Genomic DNA, 25,030 nt, shown 5'->3' with positions numbered 1-25,030 from the left:
CACCATGGACAGAAAATATGACAAAATTATAATCGGAGCCGGTCTGTATGGTCTGTACGCGGCGAAAAGGTGCAGTGATAAGGGCGAAAAGGTGCTGGTGCTGGAATATGACAGGGCACCCTTTCAGAGAGCAACCTATATTAATCAGGCCAGGGTGCATATGGGATATCATTATCCAAGAAGCCTTACGACAGCAGTGAAATCAGCAGGATATTTCAGACGGTTTGTAGAGGACTTTGGATTTTGCATTCATGACAGATTTGAACAGATCTATGCCACGTCAGGACGTTTTTCCTGGACGAATGCGGAGCAGTTCATGGAGTTTTGCAGGGCAGCAGGGATCAGGTGTGAGGAAGTAGCGGTTTCCAAGTATTTTCAGACAGGAATGTGCGATGGAGCCTTCCTGACAGAGGAGTATACTTATGATGCCGGGATCCTTCAGAAATATTATGAAGAGCAGCTTTCTGACAGGAATAACGTAACGTTTCTCTTTGGGGCAAGGCTGAAAAAGATCCTCCGGAAAAATGACGTGTTCGAGGTATGGATGTGCGATGATATATGCTTTGAGGCTCCCTTTGTACTGAATGCCACGTATGCATCTGTTAACCAGATCATTGAGAAGACGGAAGGAATTGATCAGGAGAAGTTTAAAATAAAGTATGAGCTGTGTGAGATCATTCTGTGCGAGCCTGGTGATACGTTGAGAGGAACGGGTATTACCGTTATGGATGGACCGTTTTTTTCCATCATGCCGTTTGGGAAAACCGGACTGCATTCACTGACCAGTGTGACTTTCACACCGCATGTGACAAGCTATGAGGAGCTGCCGACATTCCAGTGTCAGAGGGAGAGTGAGGATGGCAGACCGGAATGCAGGCCGGAGGCACTTGGCAACTGCAATACCTGTATTCATAAGCCGGACAGCGCATGGCCGTATATGTCGCATCTGGCAGATAAGTATCTGAAACCGGAATATGCCTATACTTATAAGGAATCCCTGTATTCCATGAAGCCGATCCTGAAGTCATCGGAGGTAGACGATTCCAGACCGACTGCAATCCGGGTACTCAGTGAGAGTCCGGTCTTTATCAGCGTGCTGTCAGGAAAGATCAATACCGTATACGATCTGGATGCGTATTTATAAAAAGACAAAGCGAGGAAATGAATGTGACGGGAAACAGTAAAAAAGAAAAAAAGTTTATTTCTCTGGTTGTGTATCTGCATAATGTGGAAGAATATATCCGCTTTTTCATGCGTTCTATTATTCCGGTGTTTGAGGACAACTTTGAAAAGTTTGAGATCGTATGTGTAGATGATGGCTGTACAGATGGAACAATAGAGAAATTAAAAGGCTTTCTGGAGGAAAACCAGATAAATGCCATGGTCAATATCATCCATATGAGTTATTTCCAGGGGATCGAGAGTGCCATGAATGCAGGCCGGGATCTTGCTATTGGTGATTTTGTGTATGAATTTGACGATGTATTCATGGATTATGATCCGGATATGCTGCTCCGGGTGTATGAAAAGCTTCTTGAAGGAAATGATATTGTGGCTGCCAGCAGTAAGGGGAAAATGCGGCTGACATCACGGATCTTTTATTCTCTGTATAATATGACAAGCAGGGGTGGCGGCAGGATCGGACCGGAAACCTTCCGTATTATTTCGAGAAGGGCAATTAACCGGATCAAGTCGATAGGACAGTATATTCCCTACCGGAAGGCTGTATACAGTAATTGTGGACTGAATGCAGCAACCATGTATTATGAGAGCAGGGATGAGAAGGCGAGGATCACGAATGAGACGGTAGCCTCAGAAAGAACATCACTGGCACTGGATTCCTTTATCTATTTTACTAATGTGCTGGAGAGAGTTTCCATGGTCATCTGCTGCGCCTTTCTGGTGTTTACAGTAGCCATGGGGATTTATCTGGTGTCAGATCTGTTTAATTCCCATAAGCCGGTAGAAGGCTGGCTGTCAACGATGGGCTTTCTGGCGCTTGGTTTCTTTGGTGTATTTGCACTGCTGACCATTATTCTGAAGTATCTGTCAGTACTGCTGAATCTGATTTATAAGCACCAGAGATATCTGGTTTCTGATATCGAGAAAATTGCAAGGAAATAAGGAAAATATGATGAAAAGAGAAGTAAACAGCATTAATCTGCTTTTTCCGGTCCTGAATGAAAGACTGCGGCTGCAGAAAGGGATTGAGACAACGATAGCCTATGTCAGGGAGCAGGTGACGATTCCCTGTAAGCTAACGATATTAGATAACGGATCAGAGGATGAAACACCGGAGATTGGAAAGAAACTGGAAGAAGCTTATCCGGAAGTAACCTATGTCAGAGTAGGGGAGAGAGGCGTTGGTGTAGCATTCCGGAAGGGAATCGAGCTGAATGACTGCGATATTGTGGGATATATGGATATTGATCTTTCCACAGATCTGAAATATCTGGGAAAAACGATAGAAATGTTTCAGCAGGATCCGGAGCTTCAGTATGTAAATGGGACAAGATTCAGTAAAGAATCTGATACCAAAGGGAGAAAATGGTACAGGAAGATCACCTCTATGGGGCTGGTGTTTCTGCTGAAGACAATATTTCATATGAAGGCAACAGATGCACTCTGTGGATTTACCTTCTTAAGGAAGGAAGAAGCAGAGCAGCTGGTTGCAGAGAGCAGTCAGGACAATGGCTGGTTTTATACGGTAGAATTTCTGCTCAGAGCAGAACGGGATGGTATGAAGATCTGCGACATGCCGGTAGAATGGCAGGAAGATTATAATACCACGGTAAAGGTTTTCAAAACAATTAAAAACTATATCATACAGATCCACAGATTACGAAAGGCATTGAAGTCAGAAAAGAAAGGGGCATAAAAATGCTGAAAAGAATTGATTTATCCAGGGATTTTCAGAAGCATAGAGAGGAATATTTAAAGGCGATTGAGGCTGTCTGTGAGGAAACAGCCTTTTCCGGTGGGAAATATGCAGATCAGTTTGACCGGGAGTTTGCGGAATATGTGGGAGTTCCTTACGCAGCGGGTGTCAATAATGGCACCAGCGCCCTGCATTGTGCGATGGCAGCACTTGGTGTAGGACCGGGGGATGAAGTGATTGTTCCTGCAAATACCTACATTGCAACGGCCTGGGGTGTCAGCTACACAGGAGCAACACCGGTATTTGTGGACTGTACGGCAGATACCTGGGAGATCGATCCGGATAAGATCGAAGAAAAGATCACAGATAAGACAAAGGGGATCATCGGAGTCCATTTATATGGACAGCCTTTTGAATTCAGCAAAGTGAAAGAAATTGCAGACAGACACGGATTATTTGTTGTGGAGGACTGCGCGCAGGCACATGGAGCTGGTTATGAAGGAAGAATGGCAGGAAGCCTTGGCGATATTGGCTGCTTTTCCTTTTATCCCGGCAAAAATCTGTATGCCTTCGGGGAAGGCGGCAGTGTGACCTGCAAAACACAGGAGCATTTTGATACAGTTACAACCATGAAAAATCAGGGATGTCATGTGAGGTATTATCATGACATGATCGGTTATAATTACCGTCTGGAGGGAATCCAGGGGGCAGTTTTGAGTGTGAGCCTGAAATACCTGCCGGAATGGACAGCACGAAGACGTGAGATTGGGAAACAGTATTTAAGAGAGATCTATAATCCGCTTATTATACATCAGGCACATCCGGATAATACAGATCCGGTATTCCATCTGTTTGTCATCCAGGTGGAGAACCCGGAGCACTTCCTGGCCTATATGCAGGAAAAGGGAATGGAGTGTAACAGACACTATCCGGTTCCCTGTCATCTGCAGAAGGCCTATGCTTCGCTGGGGTATCATGAGGGGGACTGCCCGAATGCAGAAAAACTGGCAAAGCATTGCGTAACCCTGCCTCTTTTCCCTGAGATGACTGCAGACGAGGTACAGCTGGTAATAGATGCCTGCAATGATTATACAGGCGAGTAAAGGAAAGCTTTAGCATGAAGAAACAGGAAAAAAATACAGCACTGGAGCTGGAGGCATTTGTTAAGGAAAAAGGAGTACAGTTTGGAAAATTTGTTTCTGGATGGCTGACACCGAAACGGTTATTCTGGTTTTTACTGGTCGTTTATCTGCTCAGTCTGGTTCCGCTGCTCTGGATCGGATTTTATAATTATCCAAGTGCAGATGATTACTCGATTGGAAGTGATTGCAGACAGGCATTTGTAAATACCCATTCCCTGCTGGCGATAGTCTGGGCAGGGATCGTGCGTGCAGCAGATGACTGGCTGAACTGGATGGGTTATTTTACCTCCAATTTTCTGATGGCTCTGCCCCCCAATACCTTTGGGGAAAGGGCTTATGTGTGGACCAGTGTGATCATGATCGGGGCACTCAGTCTTTCTACAGCGTATTTACTCAAGGTGATCTTCTGCAGGGTGTTTCATGCTGATAAGTATCTGGCAGGCTCAGTGATACTGTTGATGCTGTTTATCACGGTGCAGCGTATGCAGGGCAGGGTGGAGGCCTTTTACTGGTACAGCGGTGCTGCTAATTATATTCTGGTGCATAGCTTCTGTATGTGGTTTTATGGACTGCTGATTTCGGCTATTTATGATACGGGAAAGAAACGAATCAGAAAGCTGGTGGGGGCATCTGTTCTCGGCTTCCTGGTGGGAGGTGGCAACCAGATGACGGCTCTGAACGGAGCAGTTGTGTTTCTGGCAGTTATTCTGTGTGTCAGCCTGCAGAAGAAATGGAGGACTTACAGAGCTTTCTGGTGGCCCATAGGACTGTATTATCTGGGCTTTCTCTTAAATGTGGCGGCTCCTGGTAACTGGGTACGGGCAGCAGATGCCACAGGGATGAATCCGGTAAAAGCCATTTTTGTGTCCTTTTATTATGCATTTGATTACTGTATCAATGAATGGTCCGGCTGGCCGGTGCTTTTCCTGGTACTGATTTTGATACCTTTGTTTTATGATATGGCGGGAAAAACAGATTTTTCTTTTCCCTGTCCTCTTGGCGTTATAGCCTTTGGGTTCTGTCTTGTGGCAGCGATGATGACGCCGCCTCTGTTTGCAGTAGGAGGCATGGATGCACAGCGTCTGCAGGCACTGACATATGCTATGTATATTCTGGTGGTGACACTGAGTACAGGATACACAGCCGGATGGTTCCGGAAAAAGGTGGAGCAGAAAGAGTGGAACCTGAAGGGAGAATGGTCGCAGGGAAACACGGCAGTATATGTCCTTTTCTGCCTGTTGTTCTTTGCTTTCGCATCTGTGATCACTGTGATCCCTGTACCTCGTTATTTTACGTTTTCATCAGCGATCACAGATCTGGCAAATGGTTCAGCAAAGGCCTATGGGGAGGCACGAAAAGAACGGATTACAATCTATGAAAGTGGAGAAAAGGATGTAGTAGTGAAGGAACTGCCAGCACAGCCAGAGCTTCTGTATTTTTCGGATATCAAAGAAGATCCGGAGGACTGGGAGAACAGGGGACTCTGCCGGTTTTATGGAATTGATTCTGTAAGGAAGATTAAGGAAACGGAATAAATTTAAATAAGAAATATGTGTAAAAGTAAAAACAATATAATTATAATAGGAATTTTAGTCCTGTTTTTAATAGGGTATTTAGTCTGGGATCATAATGGTGTACTTCAGAAAAAAATGATAGAGAGTACGAGCATCAAAACAGAGGAAGAAATACTGGGTTTGATACAGAAGAAAGAGAAAAAAGAAGAAATCCCGGATGTTTATTTTAATGATAGTTTGTGCGCCTATGATGTTGAATCCAATACGGTTTATATACCCCAGAATATAGAGAATAAAAAATACGATGGCAGGCTGAAAAGTGATCAGTACAAGTTATATTTTGCAACAGATGAAATGTTTGACGATAGGACTGCTGCAATTGCAAACGGACATGAATTTAAATTATATTTTGTTGGGAAAAAAGATTATTATAGTTGTAATGTTGTCTTTTCAGGAATGCCATTACTTGTATTACGAACAGAAGCAGAAGAATATCATGAAGTAGATCATAATGGAAGAATCGTTTACAATGGGGAAATGAGTGTATTTGATCCTTATAGAGAAAGCGATATTGTAACAGTAGAAAAGTGTTCTTATCATGTTCGTGGCGGGTCATCGGAGACCTATGAAAAAGCAGGATATAAACTGGAGTTTGGAAAAAAAGATAGTATTCTTGGTCTTCGCAAAAATGATGACTGGATTCTGAATGCTCTTTATGATGATGCTGGACTTGTCCATAATAAGGTTGGAATGGATTTATGGCAAAAAATTGCCAGAAGCAATACAGTTGAAAATGATGAAGGCATTAGTTGCGAATATGTTGAATTGTTTTTAGATGATGAATATAGGGGGGTGTATCTTGTTTTTGAACAACCAGATAAAAAGAATTTATCTGTAAACAAAGAGGATAAATTGTATAAGTGCCGGGCTGACAGAATTCCTGAAGAGCATAATTATACGAATGCGGATACAGATGGTCTTCGACCAATTTTTCAGCTAAAATATCCTAAGGAAGATATTGCTGAAAACTGGATGCCATTAAAGGAATGGGTTAATTTCTTTCTGAAGGAAGAGGAAACAGATCCAGAACAGGGTGAAGCATTACTCAATATGGAAAATTCAGTGGATTATACACTGTTTTGTCTCTTAATTGGTGGAACCGATAATCTGAAAAAGAATATTCTTTATGTTGCAGATTATCAATCTGATGGAACATATAAATTCATAAAGATACCGTGGGATTTGAATGCAACATTTGGAAATCCGTGGGTAGATTATGAGGAGTATAATTATACACGGTATGATGCAGCTTTTTACCAGAATGTAAGTGCTTGGGTTGTTGATATGAGTGTCTTGTATTATGAAGAACCAGAGAAAATATCTGGGATGCTCTATGACAGATGGTGCGAATTAAGAACGAATCAAGTTATTAATGAGCAGATAATTAATGATATGTTTGAGGAAGAATATATGTATCTGTATATGTCAGGTGCATATCAGAGAAATTACAGAAAGTGGCCGGAAGGAAAGGAACACTGGGATGATAGCTATGTATATGAGTATATTAATAACAGAATTCCTTTTTTAGATAATTACTTCCGGGATCTGTATGAGGGCAATGAAGAACGTGCAATTTATGATGGTATAGATTATACGGATGAATTCGAGGCAAGGTATTACTGGGAGGCAAATTATGAGACTCTTTCAGAAATATATACTTATAATAGACAGGATTTATTAGAGCATTATGCACTATATGGAAAACCATTTGGTTTGAAAGGACGGAAAGAATAAAATGGAATACAGGCATGAAATGAAGTTTCTTGTTTCAGAAAGGGAATTAGAGATACTTCATTACAGACTTTTACCTGTCATGAAGAAGGATATGCATCAAAAAGGAAATTCGTATTTAATAAGGAGTATGTATTTTGATGATATCAATGATAGCTGCAAAAGAGAAAATGAAGATGGTGTAGATAACAGAAGAAAATTCCGGATTCGTCTTTATGATGGGCGCATAGATGTATTACATTTGGAAAAGAAAGAAAAATGTAGGGGGATGACACGGAAGAACTCTGCAGATATTGCCAGGTATGACTGTGAAAAATATATGAGTGGAGAGATACCGGTATATAGACCCAATATGACTGGAATAGAAAAAGAGTTGTATAGTGAAGCGATGACATGCCGGATGATGCCGAAGTGTATTGTGGAATATGAGAGGTCAGCTTATATTGATCCTAGAGGAAATGTGAGAATTACTTTTGACAGAAATATTGCAGGTTGTGAAAAGGTGAATAGTTTCTTTGATGAAAAAATATATAAAATTCCGGTATTACCTAAAGGACAACATATTCTGGAAGTGAAGTATGATGAGTTCTTGCCACAATATTTGGCCGAACTGCTGGAAATAGGAACTTTGCAGCAGACATCATTTTCTAAATATTATTACGTAAGAGAGACATTAAATTAACTATAAAGGGGAAAGAAAAATGAGTACAAAAGATGTTATTAAAAAGTCAGTGTTAGAAGGATTTTCGTATACAGATCTGTCAACGGAAAAGATAATAATTACTTTGTTGATAACGTTTGCTATTGGAGTGTATATCTTTTTTATTTATAAAAGGATAACGAAAAGCGCTTTTTATTTCAAAAATTTCAATATTTCCATGGCTGTAATTTCAGTGGTAACGGCAGGAATTATTCTTGCAATGCAGTCCAGTATTGTAATTTCACTTGGTATGGTAGGAGCATTGTCTATTGTCCGGTTTAGAACAGCAATTAAGGATCCCATGGATCTTCTGTTTTTGTTCTGGTCGATAGGGACAGGCATCATTTGTGGAGCGGGACTTTACAAAATTGCAATTATTCTTGCAATACTGGTAACAATTGGAATTTTGATTTTGGATATGATTCCTTTAAAAACAAGTGCGTATTTACTGATTGTGAATGGGGATTGCGGATGCAGCGATGGGAAAATTTCGGATATTGCTGCAAAATATGGGAAGCTGAGACTGCGTTCAAAGAATGTAAATAAGAATGGAATCGACATGATATTTGAAATCAGATTCAAAGGAAATGATAACGGGATTATAGAGGAACTCATGAAAGTTGAGGGGATACAAAATGTTTCCCTGCTTGTTCATGACGGAGAAGTGAAAAATTAGAAAATCAAAGGCTCTTTTTAGGAAGTTAGTATGCGGTCACATAGACAGTAATTGAGAATTATGTTACAATCAGTATAATTGATTAATCGGAAAGGTATAGGTATAGCATGAAGAAAGCACTGATCATTGGTGCCGGTCCGGCGGGACTGACAGCAGCTTATGAGCTCCTGACCAAGGCCAGGGATATAGAGGTGGTGGTTTTTGAGGAGAGTGACTGCTTTGGCGGTATTTCCAAAACAGTAAATTATAAAGGAAACCGTATGGACATGGGAGGACACCGTTTCTTCTCCAAGATTCCGGAGGTAAATGAATGGTGGGACAACATGCTTCCTATGCAGGGAGCGCCGACCTACGATGATATTGTATTAAAGCGTGAGATGCCAGTGCATAAGGGCGGGCCGGATCCGGAGAAGGAAGATCGTGTTATGCTGACAAGACACCGTGTTTCCCGTATCCTGTTTGATACCAAGTTTTATGATTATCCGATTTCCTTAAAGCCGGAAACCTTTAAGAACTTTGGTGTGCTGACTACCCTGAAGGTAGGCTTCAGCTATCTGGGATCCATGTTCCATAAGCTGCCGGAGGATAATCTGGAAAATTTCTATATTAACTGCTTTGGCAGGAAGCTGTATTCCATGTTCTTTGAGTACTATACAGAGAACCTCTGGGGACGTCATCCCAGTGAGATCGATGCTTCCTGGGGTGCACAGAGAACTAAGGGGCTTTCCATTATGGGAATCCTGAAGGATTTCTTTGGCAAGCTTTTCAAGGTAAAGAACCGTAAGGTCAATACCTCTCTGATCGAGGAATTCAAATATCCAAAGCTTGGTCCCGGACAGCTCTGGGACGTAACTGCAGCTGAGGTTGAAAAGCTTGGCGGTACGATCATCAAAAATGCAAAGGTTACGAAGCTTCACAAGAATGCGGATAATGTGCTGACCTCCCTGACCTATGAAAAGGATGGACAGGAGTTCACCATGGAAGGTGATTATTTCATTTCTTCCATGCCGGTGAAGGATCTGGTTGGCGGTATGAACGATGTGCCGGCAGAGCCTGCAAGGATCGCCAAGGGACTTCCTTATCGTGATTATATGACGCTTGGCGTACTGGTACCTAAGATCAATCTTGTAAATAAGACTAATATTAAGACCATTAACAATATTGTTCCGGACTGCTGGGTCTATGTGCAGGATCGCAATGTAAAGCTGGGACGTTTCCAGATTTACAATAACTGGTCACCATATATGATCAAGGATCTGGAGCATACCGTATGGATCGGTCTTGAGTACTTTGTCAATGAAGGCGATGAGTACTGGAATATGACTGAGGAAGAGTTTGCAAAGATCGGTGTTTCTGAAATGGTGAAGCTTGGTCTGATCGACAGTCCGGATGTGGTACTGGATGTCCATATGGAGAAGGTGAAGAAGGCCTATCCGGCTTACTTTGACACCTATGATGAGATGGACAGGCTGATTGAATATCTGAGCGGTATTGAGAATCTGTACTGTGTGGGGAGAAATGGACAGCACCGTTACAATAATATTGATCATTCCATGGTTACTTCCTTTGAGGCAGTTAAGAACATTATAAGCGGAACAAAGGATAAGAAGAATATCTGGAGTGTAAATACCGAGCAGGAATATCATGAGACCTCCAATAACGAGGATGAGAAGAACCAGGCCGAGGTTGACTGAGGCTGAGAAGGCAGAGTAAATAAAAGTGGCGCTGACAGGACATCTGTTATGATGAACTGGCAGCGCCTTTTTCGAAAGGTTATTTTATTTCTTGCGGAACAGGGACTGTCTTGCACCGTGATTTGCAGCTCTGTGCTTTAAGGTATCATCTACCATATCCATACGGAGTCCGGCATCAATGAAATCACAGTACTTACAGAACTGATAATCACTCCGGCTGGTTTTGATCGCCTGGCGGAGTTTCCTGTATTCCTCACTGCTCCATGCTTCCTTTAACGGGGTTTTAGTAAGATCTGCAAGTGTGGTAGCTTCGAAATTGTCACAGCAGCAGATGCCCATGCGGCCATCCGGGAAGATAAACATATCGGTATAGGGCATTAAGCAGGTTTCCTTGATGATCTTCTGGGTATTCTGCTTGTTTGGAGCACTGCCGGCACGGTTTGTAAGGACTGCATCCATATAACGCATCTGGATCAGAAGCTCTACGTCCTTGAACTCATCCGGATGGGACTTCGCATAATCATAAATTTCCTGCACATTATCATGAAGCTTCATGTCGCGGCAGTAGTTGTTGATGATCAGCTGGTTTACGTAAGGGATGATCTCCTTGACCTTATCGATGGTGAGCAGGAGACCGTTGCTTGAGAGGAAAATATAGCTGTCAGGCAGCTGTTCCCTGCAGTATTTGTGGAATTCCACGATCCTGGTATCCAGGAAGGGCTCATTGTTTCCATACAGTGTCAGATGACCCTTGTAGCCCCAGTCGTGGAGCTGATCGATGATGCTGTAGAACAGATCCTCATCCATGCGCTTATAGGGGCGCTTTTCGGCGTTCTTGTTGGCAGTACAGAAGGAACAGGTGCTGTTGCAGCGGTTGATCGTTTCCAGGTTGACTACAAGCGGCTGCGGTGTTTCCTCTGCGTTCAGGAAATACTGGATATACTGCTCCTGCAGCTTATTCCTGGTAAGAAACTGTAATTTTAAGTAACTTTCGGAGGAAAGCCTGGGAAAATGCTTCTGCAGATTCCAGCCAAGTGCACCGCCGAAATTGTGAAATCTTACTGACATAATAAACTCCTTTATTGGTACATAATATATAAAATGTACAATCTAACCTAATTATAGTAACATTGATTGCAGACAGCGTCAAGCAAGAAGAAACAGAGACTGGTGCTTCCGGAGAAAGTAGTGTAAAATAGAACCTATGGAAAATACAGGTATGAATCAGAAGGAAAAAAGAAATCATTATATAGAGGCGGGATATCTGCTGCTTTCGGCTTTTGCCATACTGTTTGTGGCCAGCAGATCCTCCCTGCTGTATCCCTGCAATGACTGGAACGATGCCAACAGTTATTTTTCCGTAGGAAAAGGACTGTTCCACGGAAAGGTGCCATACAGGGACATTTTTGATCAGAAGGGTATGTATTTATACTTTTTTTATGGACTGGCCTATCTGCTGTCGCATACGACCTTTGCCGGTGTTTTTGTGCTGGAGCTTGTGCTGGCGGCAGCAGATCTGCTTAGTATTTACCGGATCCTGTCACTGTATCTGAAAAAGGATCTGGCACTTCTGTTAAGTCCGCTGCCACTGGCGGCAGCTTTTGTATCAAACAGCTTTTATTATGGAGGAAGCGCGGAGGAGATCTGTCTGCCGTTCCTGCTTGCCGGATTTTATCTGATCCTGCGTTATTTTAAGGAGGAATATCCGGAAAAGGTCATGGATAGTAAGACGTTGCTCTTTGGCGGGCTGCTGGCTGGTATGGTAGCCAATATCAAGTTTACCGTGCTTGGCTTTTTCTTCGCATGGATGATGTGCATTGCCATTGCCTTTCTTGTGAAAAAGGATCTGAAAGGGGCTGTTAAGGCCTGTGGAATTTTCCTGCTTGGCATGTTCGTTCCCTTTGTTCCGTGGATCCTTTATTTTGCCCTGCAGCATGCGCTGTATGACTGGTACTGGGGCTATGTGTATATCAATGTATTTGCATACAGCAATCTGAACGGGGAAGGACCGGGACTTTCAGAGCGGGTCTATATACTGGCGAAGCTGCTTTACTGGGTGATCCGTAAAAATCTCTGCTATTTTGCATTTGTGATACCGGGTGTTTTATGGTATCTTCTGCAGGGAAAGAAAAAACGGATCCTGCCGGCAGTTAGCATGATCTGTCTGTGCTTTTTCCTGTTTCTTGGTATTTATGTGGGAGGCAGTGAGCTGCCTTATTATGCGCTGCCGTTATCCGTGTTCACGCCGCTTGGATTTGTATTTCTTGGAAAAGTGCTGGAATGGATTTATGGTTTGTGCAAAGGACAGAGGAAAAACGCACAGATGAGTGCACAACCGAAAAAAAATATGCGGCATGGAGCCTTCCTCATCTGCGGTGCAGCCATTCTTGTTATTATGGAAGTGCTGCTCTGTAACCTTTCCATGAATTTCCCGTTTCATAAGGTAAAGAGGGAAGATCACTTTTTATATAAGCTGGCGGCCGTTGTAGAGCAGGAGGAAGCTCCGACGCTCTTAAATATCGGTTGTCTGGATGCCGGACTGTATACGGTATGTGATATTGTGCCTACCTGTCAGTGGTTTCAGACGCAGACCGTCATTATGGATACGGTGCTCAGTGAACAGGAGCGTTATATCAGAGAGGGACAGATACAGTTTGTGCTGGCAAGGGATTCCTACCCGGATGTGATCTTTGAGAGGTACGAATTGGCAGCAGAAGAAGACTGGACGGAAAACGGACAGGACTTTACCTATTATCTGTTCCGGAGAAAGGATTAGGAAATGATCGTATTGCAGATACTGATGCTGATCTTCTGCATGGTTATTCTGCCATTTGGGATTGGCGTGCTGCCGGGACGGTGGCTAAAAAAAGAGGACAGGACACTGACGGGGATCTGGATCAGTGGCTATCTGGTACTGTTTGCCCTGTTTGAGCTGGTGGGAATTCCGGTGGTACTGTTTACTGTTTATCATGGATTTTCGAGGCTGTGCCTGATTTTTGGGCTTCTTGCAGGAGTGGGATTCCTTGCAGGAGTGGTGCGGCTGCTGAAGAAGAAGGAAGACTACAGCAGTCTTTTGGAAGGCAGCTTCCCTGAAAAGAGGACTGTGGAAGAATGGGTCTATCTGGTGCTGTTTGCACTGCTGCTTGGATTTCAGCTATATATGGCGTTTACCAGAGCATCCTTTGACGGGGATGATGCGTATTATGGTGTGCAGGGACTGATCGCCCAGCAGCAGGACACCCTTTACCGGATCAATCCCAATACCGGCAGAAGTGCACCGTTAGATATCCGGCATGCGCTGGCATTGATGCCGATCTATGAGGCATTCCTTGGGAAAATGAGCGGGATCCATGCAACGATCATTGCACACAGCGCAGCACCGATCGGTCTGATCCTGCTGACCTACGCACTGTATTTTCAGATTGGAAGGAGGCTGTTTCCGGGGAAAAGAACAGAGATACTGCGGTTTCTTATTCTGATGGCACTGTTTCAGATTTTTGGAAATGTGTCTATTTATACCAGTGAGACCTTTTTCCTGACAAGAACCTGGCAGGGCAAATCCCTGTGTGGAAACTTCATGATCCCGGCGATCTTCTGGCTGTATCTGTGTATGTTCCGGGGAGAAGCACAGCAGAAGCTGTTTTTCCTGCTGGCATTTTTAAATCTGGCCTCCGGTATCAGCAGCTCCCTTGGGGTATTGCTTACCTGCCTTCTGACGGCGGGACTTGGCCTGCTTCTTGCAGTCAGTAAAAAACGCCCTGGGATTCTGGTAAAAGCCTGTTTATCCTGTGTACCCGGGTCAGCATATATGCTGACCTATCTGATTGCCAGCCATATGTGAGAGGAGTCTGTCATGTTTGGAATTTTTATGGAAAGTCTTGTGATCTTCAAGCTATATACGGGACTGAAGCTTCTGTTTGTATTGACACTGGTGTCCTTTCTTTATCTCCTGGTCACAGAAAAGGATAAAACGATCCGGCAGCTGTTTGTATATGCACCGGTGCTGATCCTGATCTTATTTCTGTTCCCGGTGAGCCGGCAGCTGTTTGTGGCCATGGGGCTGGATGGGGAGACCTATTACCGGGTGCTTTGGACGATTCCGATGGGGATGATCACCGCTTACGGAGCTGTAAGGTTTACAGGCAGGCACAGAAGGATCGGTATTCTTGTCAGTATGGTGCTGATCATACTCTGTGGCAGTTATGTGTACAAAAGTGATTATATTTCCAAAGCGGAGAATTTATATCATATTCCGGACACAGTGGTGAGGATCTGTGACCTGATCCATCCATCTGATGCTGATCCGGATGTGCAGGTGACAGCTGTATTTCCAGAGAAGCTGGTGCATTTTGTGAGACAGTATGATTCGGATATCAGAATGCCCTACGGACGGGAAATGATCGCCAGCCAGTGGGATTACTATAATAAGGTTCACGAGGCCATGGAAGAGGACGAGGTTCTGGATCCGGAAAAGCTGGTAGAGGCCTGCAGGGAAGAGTACTGTCAGTATATTATTCTGGATAAAAGCAGAGAGATGACAGGAGATCCGGAGAATGCCGGCTTGACACTTGAGGAAGAGATAGATGGTTATCTGATCTATCTGGATCCTGTTTCAAAGGCGGCGGCAGAAAGCTTTGCGGTATATTATGAAGAGGATGATAAGTAATGCTGTTTAATTCCTATATCTTTGTATTTTTGTTTTTTCCGGTGAGCCTGGCCGGTTACTGGCTGTGTGGTAAAGCTGCGGAAAAGAAGGGAAGAAGCTTTTTGCCTTCTCTGTTTCTGGTGGCAGCATCCCTGCTGTTTTATGGTTATCTGAAGCCGGCATATCTGCCGGTTCTGCTGGTAAGCCTTCTGGTGAACTTTGCCTTTTACAGACAGATAGAAAAAAGGAAGGAAAAGAAAGCATTTCTGGCAGGGGGGATATTTCTCGATCTGCTGGTGCTTGGCATTTTTAAATATACGGGAAGCACCTTTGTACCACTGGGGATCAGCTTCTTTACCTTCAGCCAGATCGCATTTCTGATGGAGGGATACCGGGGAAGCCTGAAAAGGACGAGCCTTCTTGATTACAGTGTGTATCTCACCTTCTTCCCTAAGATCATGGAAGGCCCAATAGCACTTCCGACGGATTTTCTGCCTGCGTATCAGGAGAGCGGAAAAAAGGGATTTTCCATTGAGAATCTGTATCGAGGGTTGACACTGTTTATTCTTGGACTGTCAAAGAAGGTGCTGCTTGCAGATACGCTTGGAAAAGCAGTAGATTTTGGATACAGCAATCTATCGGTACTGAATACACCGGATGCACTGATCGTCATGCTGTCCTATACCTTGCAGCTTTACTTTGATTTTTCCGGCTATTGCGATATGGCAATGGGAATTGCAAGGTGCTTTTCTATTTCGCTGCCGTTAAATTTTGATATGCCCTACCGGGCAGAAAACATCATGGATTTCTGGAAACGCTGGCATATCACACTGACCCGTTTCTTTACGAAATATCTGTATATCCCGCTGGGAGGAAACCGGAAGGGAAGAATCCGTACCTATGTAAATACACTGGTGGTATTTCTTGTGAGCGGTATCTGGCATGGGGCAGGACTTACCTTTGTGATCTGGGGTGGCATGCATGGCGTACTGTATGTGATCACAAGATGGCTGCATGACAGGAGGAAGGACAGAGCTGTGGCATCAGGAGGAATGGAGAGAAGGGTGGATTTCCAATCCAGGATCAGAAAGCTCTACTGCACGATCCTTACTTTCTTGTTTGTGAATGCTGCGTGGGTATTCTTCCGGGCACCGTCTATAGGAGATGCACTGGCACTGTTTAAACGGATGGGAAGTCTTACCTTTACCAGGATAAACTGGAATCTTGCCGGAAGCTTTAATCTGGATGAATTCTGGTACGTGATCAAGGTATTGCATCTGGATTCCTGGCAGTATGCGCATTACATACTGATGGTATTGATCCTGGCAGCGGCACTTGTCCTTTCCATGAAAAAGGAAAGCGCTGTAAGAATGGCAGAAAAGATAAAGCCGGGAGCCCTGTCCACGCTGGTACTGGCAGGCCTTTTACTATGGTGTGTGCTTGGCTTTGGCGGTGTCAGCTCCTTTATTTACCTGAATTTTTAGAAAGAGAGATTTTGAACGATGAAGCAATCAGCCTTTCGGAAAGCAGTGGCAGGACTGCTTGGCATCTTTATTCTGGGCTGTATACTGGCAATGACGTTGGTCATTATAGTAGATCCTTTTTTCCATTATCATAAGCCGTTGAAGGGCTTTCCGTATTTGATCGACAATCAGCTTTCCCAGAATCCGGGGATGGCAGAGCATATGGAATATGACAGCGTGATCCTTGGATCCTCCATGACCGTAAATTTTCAGACAGACTGGTTTAAAGAGCTGATGGGACTCAATACGATCAAGCTGAGCTACAGCGGTGCATACCCGAAGGATCAGTCCAATATCATGAAGATCATCTTTGACAGCGGCCACGAGGTAAAAGAGGTTTTTCTTGGTATTGATGTGATCACCTATATGGGTGGTGTAGATGAGACAAAGTATCCTATCCCGGAATATCTGTATGATGACAATTATCTGAATGACATAGAGTATGTACTGAATAAGGATGTGATCCTGAATTACATCCTGAGGCCTATGGCAGATCCGGATCCGACGAATCTCTCAAATGTATATGCCAGCTGGTGGACTGAGGAATATTATAATAAAGAATGGGTGCTGCATAATTATGAAAGTCCGCAGCCTGTGGAGGAGGAAGCACCGGCAGAGGAATATCTGCCCGGGACAAGGGAAAATCTGGATGTTAACATCTGTCCCTATATTGAACAGAATCCGGATACCAAGTTTGTGGTATTTTTTCCGCCGTACAGTATTCTGTTCTGGAATGATGTGGTTGTTGGAAATCATCTGGAGGCGACTCTTGCACAGTACCGGTATCTGGCAGAGCGGCTGAATGCCTATGATAATGTGGAGGTCTATTTTTTCCCGGACAGAGAGGATATCATCCTGGATCTGAATAACTATGCGGATTACAGCCATTATCATCCAAGGTATAACAGGTTTATGACAGAGTGCTTTGCAGATGGCAGCACAGGACTTGTGGCAAAAGAGGGATCAAAAAAGGGAAAGACGATTGATGAATATCTTTCCCACATGAAAACCATTGTTCAGAATTATGATTTTGAGGAGCTTCTTTCTGGTGAGTAGTTATTCACAGGAGGAAGCTTCTTCTGTTGCATTTGCAGTGCCTGTTGTGGCATTGATGATGGCGGCGATGCGGTCTGCAAGCTTTTCGCGTCCAGCCTGATTGACATGCATATAGTCGCGCATGTATTCTTTGTAATTATCCTCGTTGATCGTGCCAAAGTAGTTATCGATAAAGGATACGCCGCAGTCCATGGAAGCATCGATCTCCTTGAGGAGATAGTGGTTCAGGGTACCATTGCCAAGATCTGTGGTAGTGCCGTTGTGAAGATTCCCGTCCTCGTCCATGTACTGGGCATAGGTTGGTGACATTACGAAAATACGGATGTATGGCCAGGTTTCCTGAATATTTTTAAGGGAAATACGCAGACCACCGGTAAAGGCAGTTACATCGTAGGCATTATCCGGATTATCAGAGGGAGTGCCATTGTTATAATCGGTGCTGTCGTACATGATGATCAGAATATCAACCTTGGACATATCTACTGTTTTCATTACATCTACAGCTTCCTGATAACGGGGATCAGGCTCATCTCCGGCAATGGAATTGATGGCTGTCAGGTCACCGCTGCGCAGGCTTTCTACTACATAGTATAAATTGAAGTGATCCTTTGTATACTCCGGATTGTAAATGGCATACCTGCAGGCAGCAGAAGAATCCGGGAAGGAACAGTCATATACAGTAGAGTTTGTCTTACCTGCGATCAGGGAAGCAAGGCCGTCGCCGCTTCTGTCATCAGCAAAGGGATTATTGCCGAGGCAGAGGATCGTCGTCACGCCGTCATCCTCATGACCTTCCAGTCTGGAAGAATCCATGGGGATGATCATATCATTAGTCTCGATGTCAAATTCGGAGGTATCTTCATTGGGATCGATCTTCTCGAGCTTCGTGCCCTGATTCCATTTCACCAGGCGGTAAACAGAGAAGCCGCCGATAAAGAGGATGACTGCCAGCAGGATCAGGTGAAGACCAAGCTGGATATGTGGCTGTCTGCCGGAGCCGGCAGCTTTTTCTTCCGAGGGAGGGACACTGTCCATATCGACATCCTCGATGTCATCGCTTTCATTATCATTATCATTATCAGTATCAGACGGACTCCTGTCTTCATTATCAGATGCATCATTGTCTGTATCGTCATCATCAGCCTGAGCATCTGGAATACTGTCCATTTCCAGATCCAGATCTTCAATTTCAGGATCAGGCAGCTCCTGGGCTTTTATTTCTTTTTTCATTGATAATCTCCTGTTCTAAGGGAATGTACCCTGCTATTCTACTATTATTCTGCCTAAAAATCTACCTAATTCATAAAAAATTAATATACTGGCCAGAGGGGATGTGATAGAATAGTAACGTATTTCAAAAACGGACATCCGGTAATAAGCATCCGGTGGAAGGTGAGAAGGTTATGAAAGATCAGAAAAGGAAGTTTCAGATCAAAGATATTCTGATGCTTCAGATTGTTTTTTTTATCTACAGTATTAACAGTGTAGTTGCGAAATTTGCATCGGCGCAGGAGCCATTTAGCCTGAATTTTATTCTGCTTTACGGACTGGAGCTGTGTGTACTTGGCGTTTATGCGATCCTCTGGCAGCAGCTGATCAAGAGAATGGAACTGTCGGTTGCCTATTCCAATAAGGCAGTTGTCCTTTTGTGGGCCATGGTTTTTGGCGCACTTTTATTTAAAGAACAGATCACACTGACAAAGGTGGCAGGCATTCTGCTTGTGATCGTTGGGATCGTGGTGCTGAACAGTGAGGAGGTAAAGGAATGAATACACATTTACTGATCCTGATCCTGTCTGTGGTAGTGGCATCCTTTTCACAGATCCTGTTAAAGAAGAGTGCACAGAAAACCTATCGATCCATAATCTACGAATATCTGAATCCTTACGTGATCTGTGGATATGGAATGATGTTTCTTTCTATGTTCCTGACGATCATCGCCTATTCCGGTATGGACTTTACCAATGTGCAGATCGTGGAAGCGACCGGATATATCATGGTGCTGATCCTTAGTTATTTCTTCTTCCATGAGAAGATCACCAAAAGAAAAGTCCTGGGAATGGCGCTGATCTTTGCAGGAATTGCTGTGTATTACTTGTGATGTGCTTTGTTGGCTTTTTCGGCAAGCAGAACCGTGATGGGAAGCTCGTCAGAATTTTCTGCCTGCAGTTCCCGGTACCATTTGCTGTACTTGTACATCCGGTAGGTTGTCTTCAGACCTGACAGTTCGCTTTCATTGGCACATTTCTGAAGAAGTGCTTCCCGTTCTCCGGGACCGAGATCAACATAGTCCAGGTAGGAGATACGAAGCTCCGTAAGTGGATCTGTACACCTTGGACAGATCATCTTGTGACCGGTCAGCATCATGATCCGGTGACATTTTTTGCAGTAATGCATATACATCATATAAAATTCCCCCTTTTATAAGTTGTAAATCTGATTTAATATTATATTTTTTTTACAATCTTTGTCAATGGCTAAATCCGTGAAAACAGTTAAGATTTTGTTAAGTTATCGTATAAATTAGCAAAAATGGGAAAAATAGACTATGTTTTTTCGGCACTCGGGAAAAGACGACAGCAGAAATTTAGGGAAAATGACATTAAGTTTTTTTTAAGAATAGCAAAAAGAGAAAGGAATTGTGCTTACAGGGTGAAAATGATATACTAAAATGTAATTATTTTGGGTAAATGCTGTCCGAAGCAGACGGGCTGGACAGAAGCTGGAGGATTAAAACTGGAATGAGCAGACTTTTTTTACATAATAAGAAGAAAAAAAAGCGGGCAGGAAATGTCAGGAAGTCAGGAAACAGATCCATGGAGTGGATGGATTTTGATGATGACATGGAAGAGTATGAGGACGAGTGGGACGGAGAGACTGACGAATATGAAGACGATGAATTCGATGAATATGAGTCCGATGATGATTATGATGAGATAGAAGAGGACGAAACAGAAGCTGCATATGATGAGGATGAGTATGCGGAGGACTACGAAGACGACGAGGACTACGAAGACGACGAGGATTACGAAGACGACGAGGATTACGAGGACGACGAGGACTACGAAGACGACGAGGATTACGAAGACGACGGGGATTACGAGGACGACGAGGATTACGAAGACGACGAGGATTATGAAGATGATGAGGAGGAAGATGACAGGGCGTATGCTTTCCGGAGAAGAAGGAGAGATGGCCTTGGCAGGATTATAGATTTCCTCGAAGAACGCACCCTCACAGATTATGCAGTGGCTCTGACCGGTATCATTGTGATCGCAGTTGGAATCGTAGCGGGAAGTATGTACCTGAATGCCAGAGCAGAGACAAAAGCGATCGCGGCTTTTGCACAGATAGGGGAGGGTCTTGAAAATATCCCTGTGATCGGAGAGAGCGGTCTGCTTGCCATAGCAGATGCACAGTCCTCGCGTGCCATGGCAGAGGAGCTTGAAAGGCTTGAAAAAGAGGAAAAACAGGTTGATGAGAATACAGGTAAGATAGAAGTGATGATGAATATGACTTCTATCCAAAAAGACCTGAAGATCAAGTTTGTTAACAAAACTTCAGGAAAGCTGATACCAAGCATTGCTTTTGAAGCAGAGGTAACACCCCCGGATGGCAAGAGCTATGTGCTGAAGGATGATGATAAGGATGGTATTATTTATGAAAAGAATATTGCCCCTGGGAAATATAAGGTAGCGATCATTGGACCTTCCGGTCTTGACGAATACAGCTTCAGCCAGGAAGCGGTGACTATTACCGTTAAGGATACGATTGAATATAAAAAGGTAGAAGTGGCTGATGAGATCAAATCAGAAGCACAGGTCAATGCAGCAGTAGAGGATACCGCAGTCAATAATACAGAAGTGGAATCCACTAATACGGACACGGTAGAATGGGTAGAATCGACCAGGACACTGATAGAAGGAACTGAGAAGTCTGAGGACAGCTATGAAAAGGTTTCGCGGTCAGATATTACAGATCCTGCTGCCAAGACAGCAGCGGGCTTCCGGTTGCTGTCCAGGAAGTTTGAAGAAGAGAGCGGCGGAAATAATAACAGTGGGATGACTCCGGAACCGGTACAGACAGAGACTCCGACTCCGGAACCGGAAGCAACAGCGGCACCGACCGAAAAGCCTCAGGAAACAAAGTCACCGGAGGTAACGGCGGCACCGACCGAAAAGCCTCAGGAAACAAAGTCACCGGAAGCAACGGCGGCACCGACTGCAGTGACACCTACAGCAGTACCTACGGCAACACCGTCTGCATCCGCGTCAGCCAGTGCCAGTGCATCGGTAAGTCCGAGTCCGTCTGTAACACCTTCGGCGACCCCTACGGTTACGCCGAGTGCTACGCCAACACCTGCAAACAGTGCCAGAACGGATACCAAGACAGATCTGAAGAACAACAGCGGTGATAAGCTGTATGTCAAGGACAGCAACGGTAATTTCCGGGAAGCCAAGTACGCAGATTATTATAATAATGATATTAAGGAGTTTTACAGAAAGAGCAGCAAAACAACAGGGGAGTACAGATATACCGGCTGGCAGACCATTGATGGTGCAACCTATTTCTTTGACAAAAACGGAAATAAGGTGACCGGACGGCAGGTTATCCAGGGGGCAGAATACAAGTTTAATGATAACGGTGTGCTGGATACCGGCTCCGGTCATATGGGAATTGACGTTTCCAAGTGGAACGGCGGCATTGACTGGAAAGCAGTGAAAAACAGTGGTGTATCCTATGTAATTATCCGATGCGGATACCGGGGTTCTACAACAGGAGCCCTGATCGAGGATCCAAAGTTCAGGAGCAATATCCAGGGAGCCCAGAATGCAGGTCTGAAGGTAGGCGTATATTTCTTCACCCAGGCAGTAAATGAGGTAGAAGCGGTAGAGGAAGCATCCATGGTATTAAGCCTGATCAAAGGCTATAATATCAGCTATCCGGTATTCCTTGATGTAGAGGCCAGCAACGGACGGGGAGATGCGATCAGTGCAGATACCCGTACAGCAGTCTGCAGGGCATTCTGTCAGACAATCCAGAATTCTGGCTATAAGGCAGGTATCTATGCCAATAAGACATGGTTTACCAGCTATATGAATACACCCAGCCTGACAGGCTACAAGATCTGGCTGGCACAGTATGCGGCAGCACCTTCCTATACAAGAACCAAGTATGATATGTGGCAGTATTCCTCCAAAGGCAAGGTGTCCGGTATCAGTGGAAATGTGGATATGAACATCAGCTATCTGGGGTATTAGAGGTTGTAATCTGGCAGAATATGCGTTATAGTAAACCGTAGATAAGATATCAGTGAAAGAGAAACGGAGAAAAGAAATGAGAACCTATCTGGTAACAGGAGGAGCTGGTTTTATTGGCTCAAATTATATTCATTACATGTTTAAGAAATATGACAAGGAGATCAGGATCATCAATGTGGATGCCCTGACCTATGCGGGCAATCTGGAGAATCTGAAGGATATTGAGAAAAGAGACAATTATACCTTTGTGAAAGCAGATATCTGTGATAAGGAAGCCATCAGCAGGGTGTTTGCTGAGAACGATATTGACAGAGTAGTCCACTTCGCGGCAGAGAGCCATGTAGACCGCAGTATTAAACACCCTGAGGTTTTTGTACAGACCAATGTGCTGGGAACCGCTGTTATGCTGAACTGTGCCAAGGCAGCCTGGGAGCTTCCGGATGGCAGTTTTAAAGCAGATAAGAAGTTTCTGCATGTATCTACCGATGAAGTATATGGTTCCTTAAGTGAGGATGGCGGTTATTTCTATGAGACCACCCCTTATGCACCACACAGTCCTTATTCTGCAAGCAAGGCAGGGTCAGATATGCTGGTAAAGGCGTATATGGATACGTATCATTTCCCGGCTAATATTACCAACTGCTCCAACAACTACGGACCTTATCAGTTCCCGGAGAAGCTGATCCCGCTGATCATCAACAATGCACTGCAGGGCAAGAAGCTTCCGGTTTATGGAGATGGAAGGAATGTCCGTGACTGGCTGTATGTGGAAGATCATGCCAAGGCCATTGATATGGTACAGGAAAAGGGACGCCTGTTTGAAACCTATAATGTAGGTGGACACAATGAAAAGCAGAATATCGAGATTATTCATATTATTCTTGACACTCTGCAGGAAATGCTTCCTGATGATGATCCAAGAAAGGCACTGGTCAGTGAAGATCTGATCACCTATGTAGAGGATCGTAAGGGACATGACAGACGCTATGCGATCGCACCGGACAAGATTAAGGCAGAGATCGGCTGGGAGCCGGAAACCTGTTTTAAGGATGGCATTAAGAAGACTATCGCATGGTTCTTTGAGCATGAGGAATGGCTGAAGAATGTAACAAGCGGTGATTATCAGAAGTATTACGAAGATATGTACCATACAAAATAAAATACAGAGCATGAAAACACAGAAAACACAGATAAAATGGGAGTGATTTACAATCACTCCCATTTTGTGGTATACTGATATAGATTATGCAATGCATGGAATGGAGGGTTATGCAATGAAAGGAATCGTTCTGGCAGGAGGTTCGGGAACCAGATTATATCCTCTCACCAAGGCCATCAGCAAGCAGATCATGCCGGTTTATGACAAGCCCATGATCTACTATCCGTTATCCACACTGATGCTGGCCGGGATACGGGAGGTTTTGATCATATCTACACCACGTGATATCCACGTATTTGAGGAACTGCTTTCTGATGGAAGCCAGCTTGGCATGAAGTTTTCCTATGCGGTACAGGAGCAGCCAAGAGGACTGGCTGATGCCTTTATCATCGGCGCAGATTTTATCGGAGATGATTCTGTGGCACTTGTGCTTGGGGATAATATTTTTTATGGACAGAGCTTTTCAAAGGTACTTCGGGAGGTTGCAGCCAGAGAAAGCGGAGCGACCATTTTCGGCTATTATGTCAGAGATCCGAGAGAGTATGGTGTCGTAGAATTTGATGAAAACGGGAAGGCTCTTTCCATTGAAGAAAAGCCTGAGCATCCAAAGAGCAATTATGCGGTACCTGGACTTTATTTCTATGACAATGATGTTGTGGAGATCGCAGCCAATGTGAAACCCTCTGCACGCGGAGAGATTGAGATTACCAGTATCAACAATGAATATCTGCGAAGAGGAACCCTGCGGGTGGAAACCCTTGGAAGAGGCTTTGCGTGGCTTGATACCGGAAATCATGATTCCCTGCTGGATGCGGCAGATTTCGTGGCAGCATTCCAGAAGAGACAGGGGCTCTATATCTCCTGTATTGAAGAGATTGCCTATAAGAGAGGCTTTATTGATAAGGAACAGCTTTTAAAGCTGGCGGAGCCACTGATGAAGACCAATTATGGCCAATATTTAAAGGAGGTTGCGGAAGGTCTGTAGAGACGT

General features: G+C 44.2%; 22 protein-coding genes. 19 read left to right on the top strand and 3 right to left on the bottom strand.

What is annotated here, in order from left to right; genetic code table 11:
- Positions 1-4 precede the first annotated feature (4 nt).
- The 9 genes from OCV77_RS00645 to OCV77_RS00605 all read left to right on the top strand — a co-directional run bounded on the left by OCV77_RS00645 (position 5) and on the right by OCV77_RS00605 (position 10,395).
- Complete coding sequence (locus tag OCV77_RS00645; RefSeq protein ID WP_262572359.1) at positions 5-1,144, top strand: FAD-dependent oxidoreductase; 1,140 nt, start codon at positions 5-7, stop codon at positions 1,142-1,144.
- Positions 1,145-1,167: 23 nt separating this feature from the next.
- On the top strand, positions 1,168-2,124 hold the full coding sequence (locus OCV77_RS00640; protein ID WP_262572358.1) for a glycosyltransferase: 957 nt from the start codon (positions 1,168-1,170) through the stop codon (positions 2,122-2,124).
- A 7-nt stretch (positions 2,125-2,131) separates the two neighbouring features.
- Positions 2,132-2,878 carry a glycosyltransferase gene (locus tag OCV77_RS00635; RefSeq protein ID WP_262572356.1) on the top strand — a complete coding sequence of 249 codons (747 nt, stop codon included), beginning with the start codon at positions 2,132-2,134 and terminating at the stop codon, positions 2,876-2,878.
- Positions 2,879-2,880: 2 nt separating this feature from the next.
- Complete coding sequence (locus OCV77_RS00630; protein WP_262572354.1) at positions 2,881-3,981, top strand: DegT/DnrJ/EryC1/StrS family aminotransferase; 1,101 nt, start codon at positions 2,881-2,883, stop codon at positions 3,979-3,981.
- Between the two features lie 14 nt (positions 3,982-3,995).
- Positions 3,996-5,555: a DUF6056 family protein gene (locus tag OCV77_RS00625; RefSeq protein WP_262572352.1), complete on the top strand. Its 1,560-nt coding sequence runs from the start codon at positions 3,996-3,998 to the stop codon at positions 5,553-5,555.
- 15 nt (positions 5,556-5,570) lie between these two features.
- Positions 5,571-7,328, top strand: coding sequence for a CotH kinase family protein (locus OCV77_RS00620; protein ID WP_262572350.1), 1,758 nt, complete (start codon positions 5,571-5,573; stop codon positions 7,326-7,328).
- A 1-nt stretch (position 7,329) separates the two neighbouring features.
- A complete protein-coding gene (locus OCV77_RS00615; RefSeq protein WP_262572349.1) occupies positions 7,330-8,007 on the top strand; it encodes a polyphosphate polymerase domain-containing protein in 678 nt (225 codons plus the stop codon).
- 19 nt (positions 8,008-8,026) lie between these two features.
- Positions 8,027-8,701, top strand: coding sequence for a DUF4956 domain-containing protein (locus OCV77_RS00610; RefSeq protein WP_262572347.1), 675 nt, complete (start codon positions 8,027-8,029; stop codon positions 8,699-8,701).
- 107 nt (positions 8,702-8,808) lie between these two features.
- The gene (locus tag OCV77_RS00605) at positions 8,809-10,395 is read left to right on the top strand and encodes an NAD(P)/FAD-dependent oxidoreductase (protein ID WP_262572344.1); all 1,587 of its coding nucleotides are present in this window, start codon (positions 8,809-8,811) and stop codon (positions 10,393-10,395) included.
- An 84-nt stretch (positions 10,396-10,479) separates the two neighbouring features.
- Here the strand turns inward: OCV77_RS00605 and OCV77_RS00600 are convergent, their stop codons facing one another.
- Complete coding sequence (locus OCV77_RS00600) at positions 10,480-11,463, bottom strand: radical SAM/SPASM domain-containing protein (protein ID WP_118798294.1); 984 nt, start codon at positions 11,461-11,463, stop codon at positions 10,480-10,482.
- A gap of 151 nt (positions 11,464-11,614) precedes the next feature.
- On the opposite strand from OCV77_RS00600, the gene OCV77_RS00595 reads away from it, so the two are divergent.
- The 5 genes from OCV77_RS00595 to OCV77_RS00575 are packed head-to-tail and all read left to right on the top strand — an operon-like array spanning position 11,615 to position 17,619.
- Positions 11,615-13,171, top strand: a complete 1,557-nt coding sequence (locus OCV77_RS00595) for a hypothetical protein (protein WP_262572339.1) — start codon at positions 11,615-11,617, stop codon at positions 13,169-13,171.
- 3 nt (positions 13,172-13,174) lie between these two features.
- Positions 13,175-14,236, top strand: a complete 1,062-nt coding sequence (locus OCV77_RS00590; protein ID WP_262572337.1) for a DUF6077 domain-containing protein — start codon at positions 13,175-13,177, stop codon at positions 14,234-14,236.
- A 12-nt stretch (positions 14,237-14,248) separates the two neighbouring features.
- Positions 14,249-15,061 (top strand): hypothetical protein, encoded by an 813-nt coding sequence (locus OCV77_RS00585; protein ID WP_262572334.1) that lies wholly within the window; start codon positions 14,249-14,251, stop codon positions 15,059-15,061.
- A complete protein-coding gene (locus OCV77_RS00580) occupies positions 15,061-16,524 on the top strand; it encodes an MBOAT family O-acyltransferase (RefSeq protein ID WP_262572333.1) in 1,464 nt (487 codons plus the stop codon). Before OCV77_RS00585 ends, OCV77_RS00580 begins: the two co-directional genes overlap by 1 nt.
- Positions 16,525-16,542: 18 nt before the next feature.
- Complete coding sequence (locus OCV77_RS00575; RefSeq protein WP_262572332.1) at positions 16,543-17,619, top strand: hypothetical protein; 1,077 nt, start codon at positions 16,543-16,545, stop codon at positions 17,617-17,619.
- Here OCV77_RS00575 and OCV77_RS00570 read toward each other — a convergent pair whose 3' ends face one another.
- Entirely contained in the window at positions 17,620-18,849 is a 1,230-nt protein-coding gene (locus tag OCV77_RS00570; protein ID WP_262572331.1) for an SGNH/GDSL hydrolase family protein, read from the bottom strand.
- A 173-nt stretch (positions 18,850-19,022) separates the two neighbouring features.
- On the opposite strand from OCV77_RS00570, the gene OCV77_RS00565 reads away from it, so the two are divergent.
- Both OCV77_RS00565 and OCV77_RS00560 read left to right on the top strand, forming a co-directional pair.
- Positions 19,023-19,388 carry an EamA family transporter gene (locus OCV77_RS00565; RefSeq protein ID WP_262572329.1) on the top strand — a complete coding sequence of 122 codons (366 nt, stop codon included), beginning with the start codon at positions 19,023-19,025 and terminating at the stop codon, positions 19,386-19,388.
- Complete coding sequence (locus tag OCV77_RS00560) at positions 19,385-19,720, top strand: EamA family transporter (protein WP_262572327.1); 336 nt, start codon at positions 19,385-19,387, stop codon at positions 19,718-19,720. Before OCV77_RS00565 ends, OCV77_RS00560 begins: the two co-directional genes overlap by 4 nt.
- Here the strand turns inward: OCV77_RS00560 and OCV77_RS00555 are convergent.
- Positions 19,711-20,025 carry a hypothetical protein gene (locus OCV77_RS00555; protein ID WP_118798303.1) on the bottom strand — a complete coding sequence of 105 codons (315 nt, stop codon included), beginning with the start codon at positions 20,023-20,025 and terminating at the stop codon, positions 19,711-19,713. The two genes, OCV77_RS00560 and OCV77_RS00555, sit on opposite strands and share 10 nt — an antisense overlap.
- A gap of 335 nt (positions 20,026-20,360) precedes the next feature.
- Between OCV77_RS00555 and OCV77_RS00550 the strand changes: the two genes are divergently transcribed.
- The 3 genes from OCV77_RS00550 to rfbA all read left to right on the top strand — a co-directional run bounded on the left by OCV77_RS00550 (position 20,361) and on the right by rfbA (position 25,024).
- A complete protein-coding gene (locus tag OCV77_RS00550; RefSeq protein WP_262572326.1) occupies positions 20,361-22,880 on the top strand; it encodes a GH25 family lysozyme in 2,520 nt (839 codons plus the stop codon).
- Between the two features lie 76 nt (positions 22,881-22,956).
- On the top strand, positions 22,957-24,039 hold the full coding sequence (gene rfbB, locus OCV77_RS00545) for a dTDP-glucose 4,6-dehydratase (RefSeq protein ID WP_262572324.1): 1,083 nt from the start codon (positions 22,957-22,959) through the stop codon (positions 24,037-24,039).
- Positions 24,040-24,154: 115 nt separating this feature from the next.
- On the top strand, positions 24,155-25,024 hold the full coding sequence (gene rfbA / locus OCV77_RS00540; protein WP_118798306.1) for a glucose-1-phosphate thymidylyltransferase RfbA: 870 nt from the start codon (positions 24,155-24,157) through the stop codon (positions 25,022-25,024).
- The last annotated feature ends 6 nt before the right edge of the window (positions 25,025-25,030 follow it).

It is taken from the genome of Suilimivivens aceti, from assembly GCF_025567405.1.
Taxonomy (GTDB): domain Bacteria; phylum Bacillota; class Clostridia; order Lachnospirales; family Lachnospiraceae; genus Suilimivivens; species Suilimivivens aceti.
Note: the sequence above shows the minus strand (reverse complement) of the source record. Positions and strands in the feature narration are given on the sequence as shown.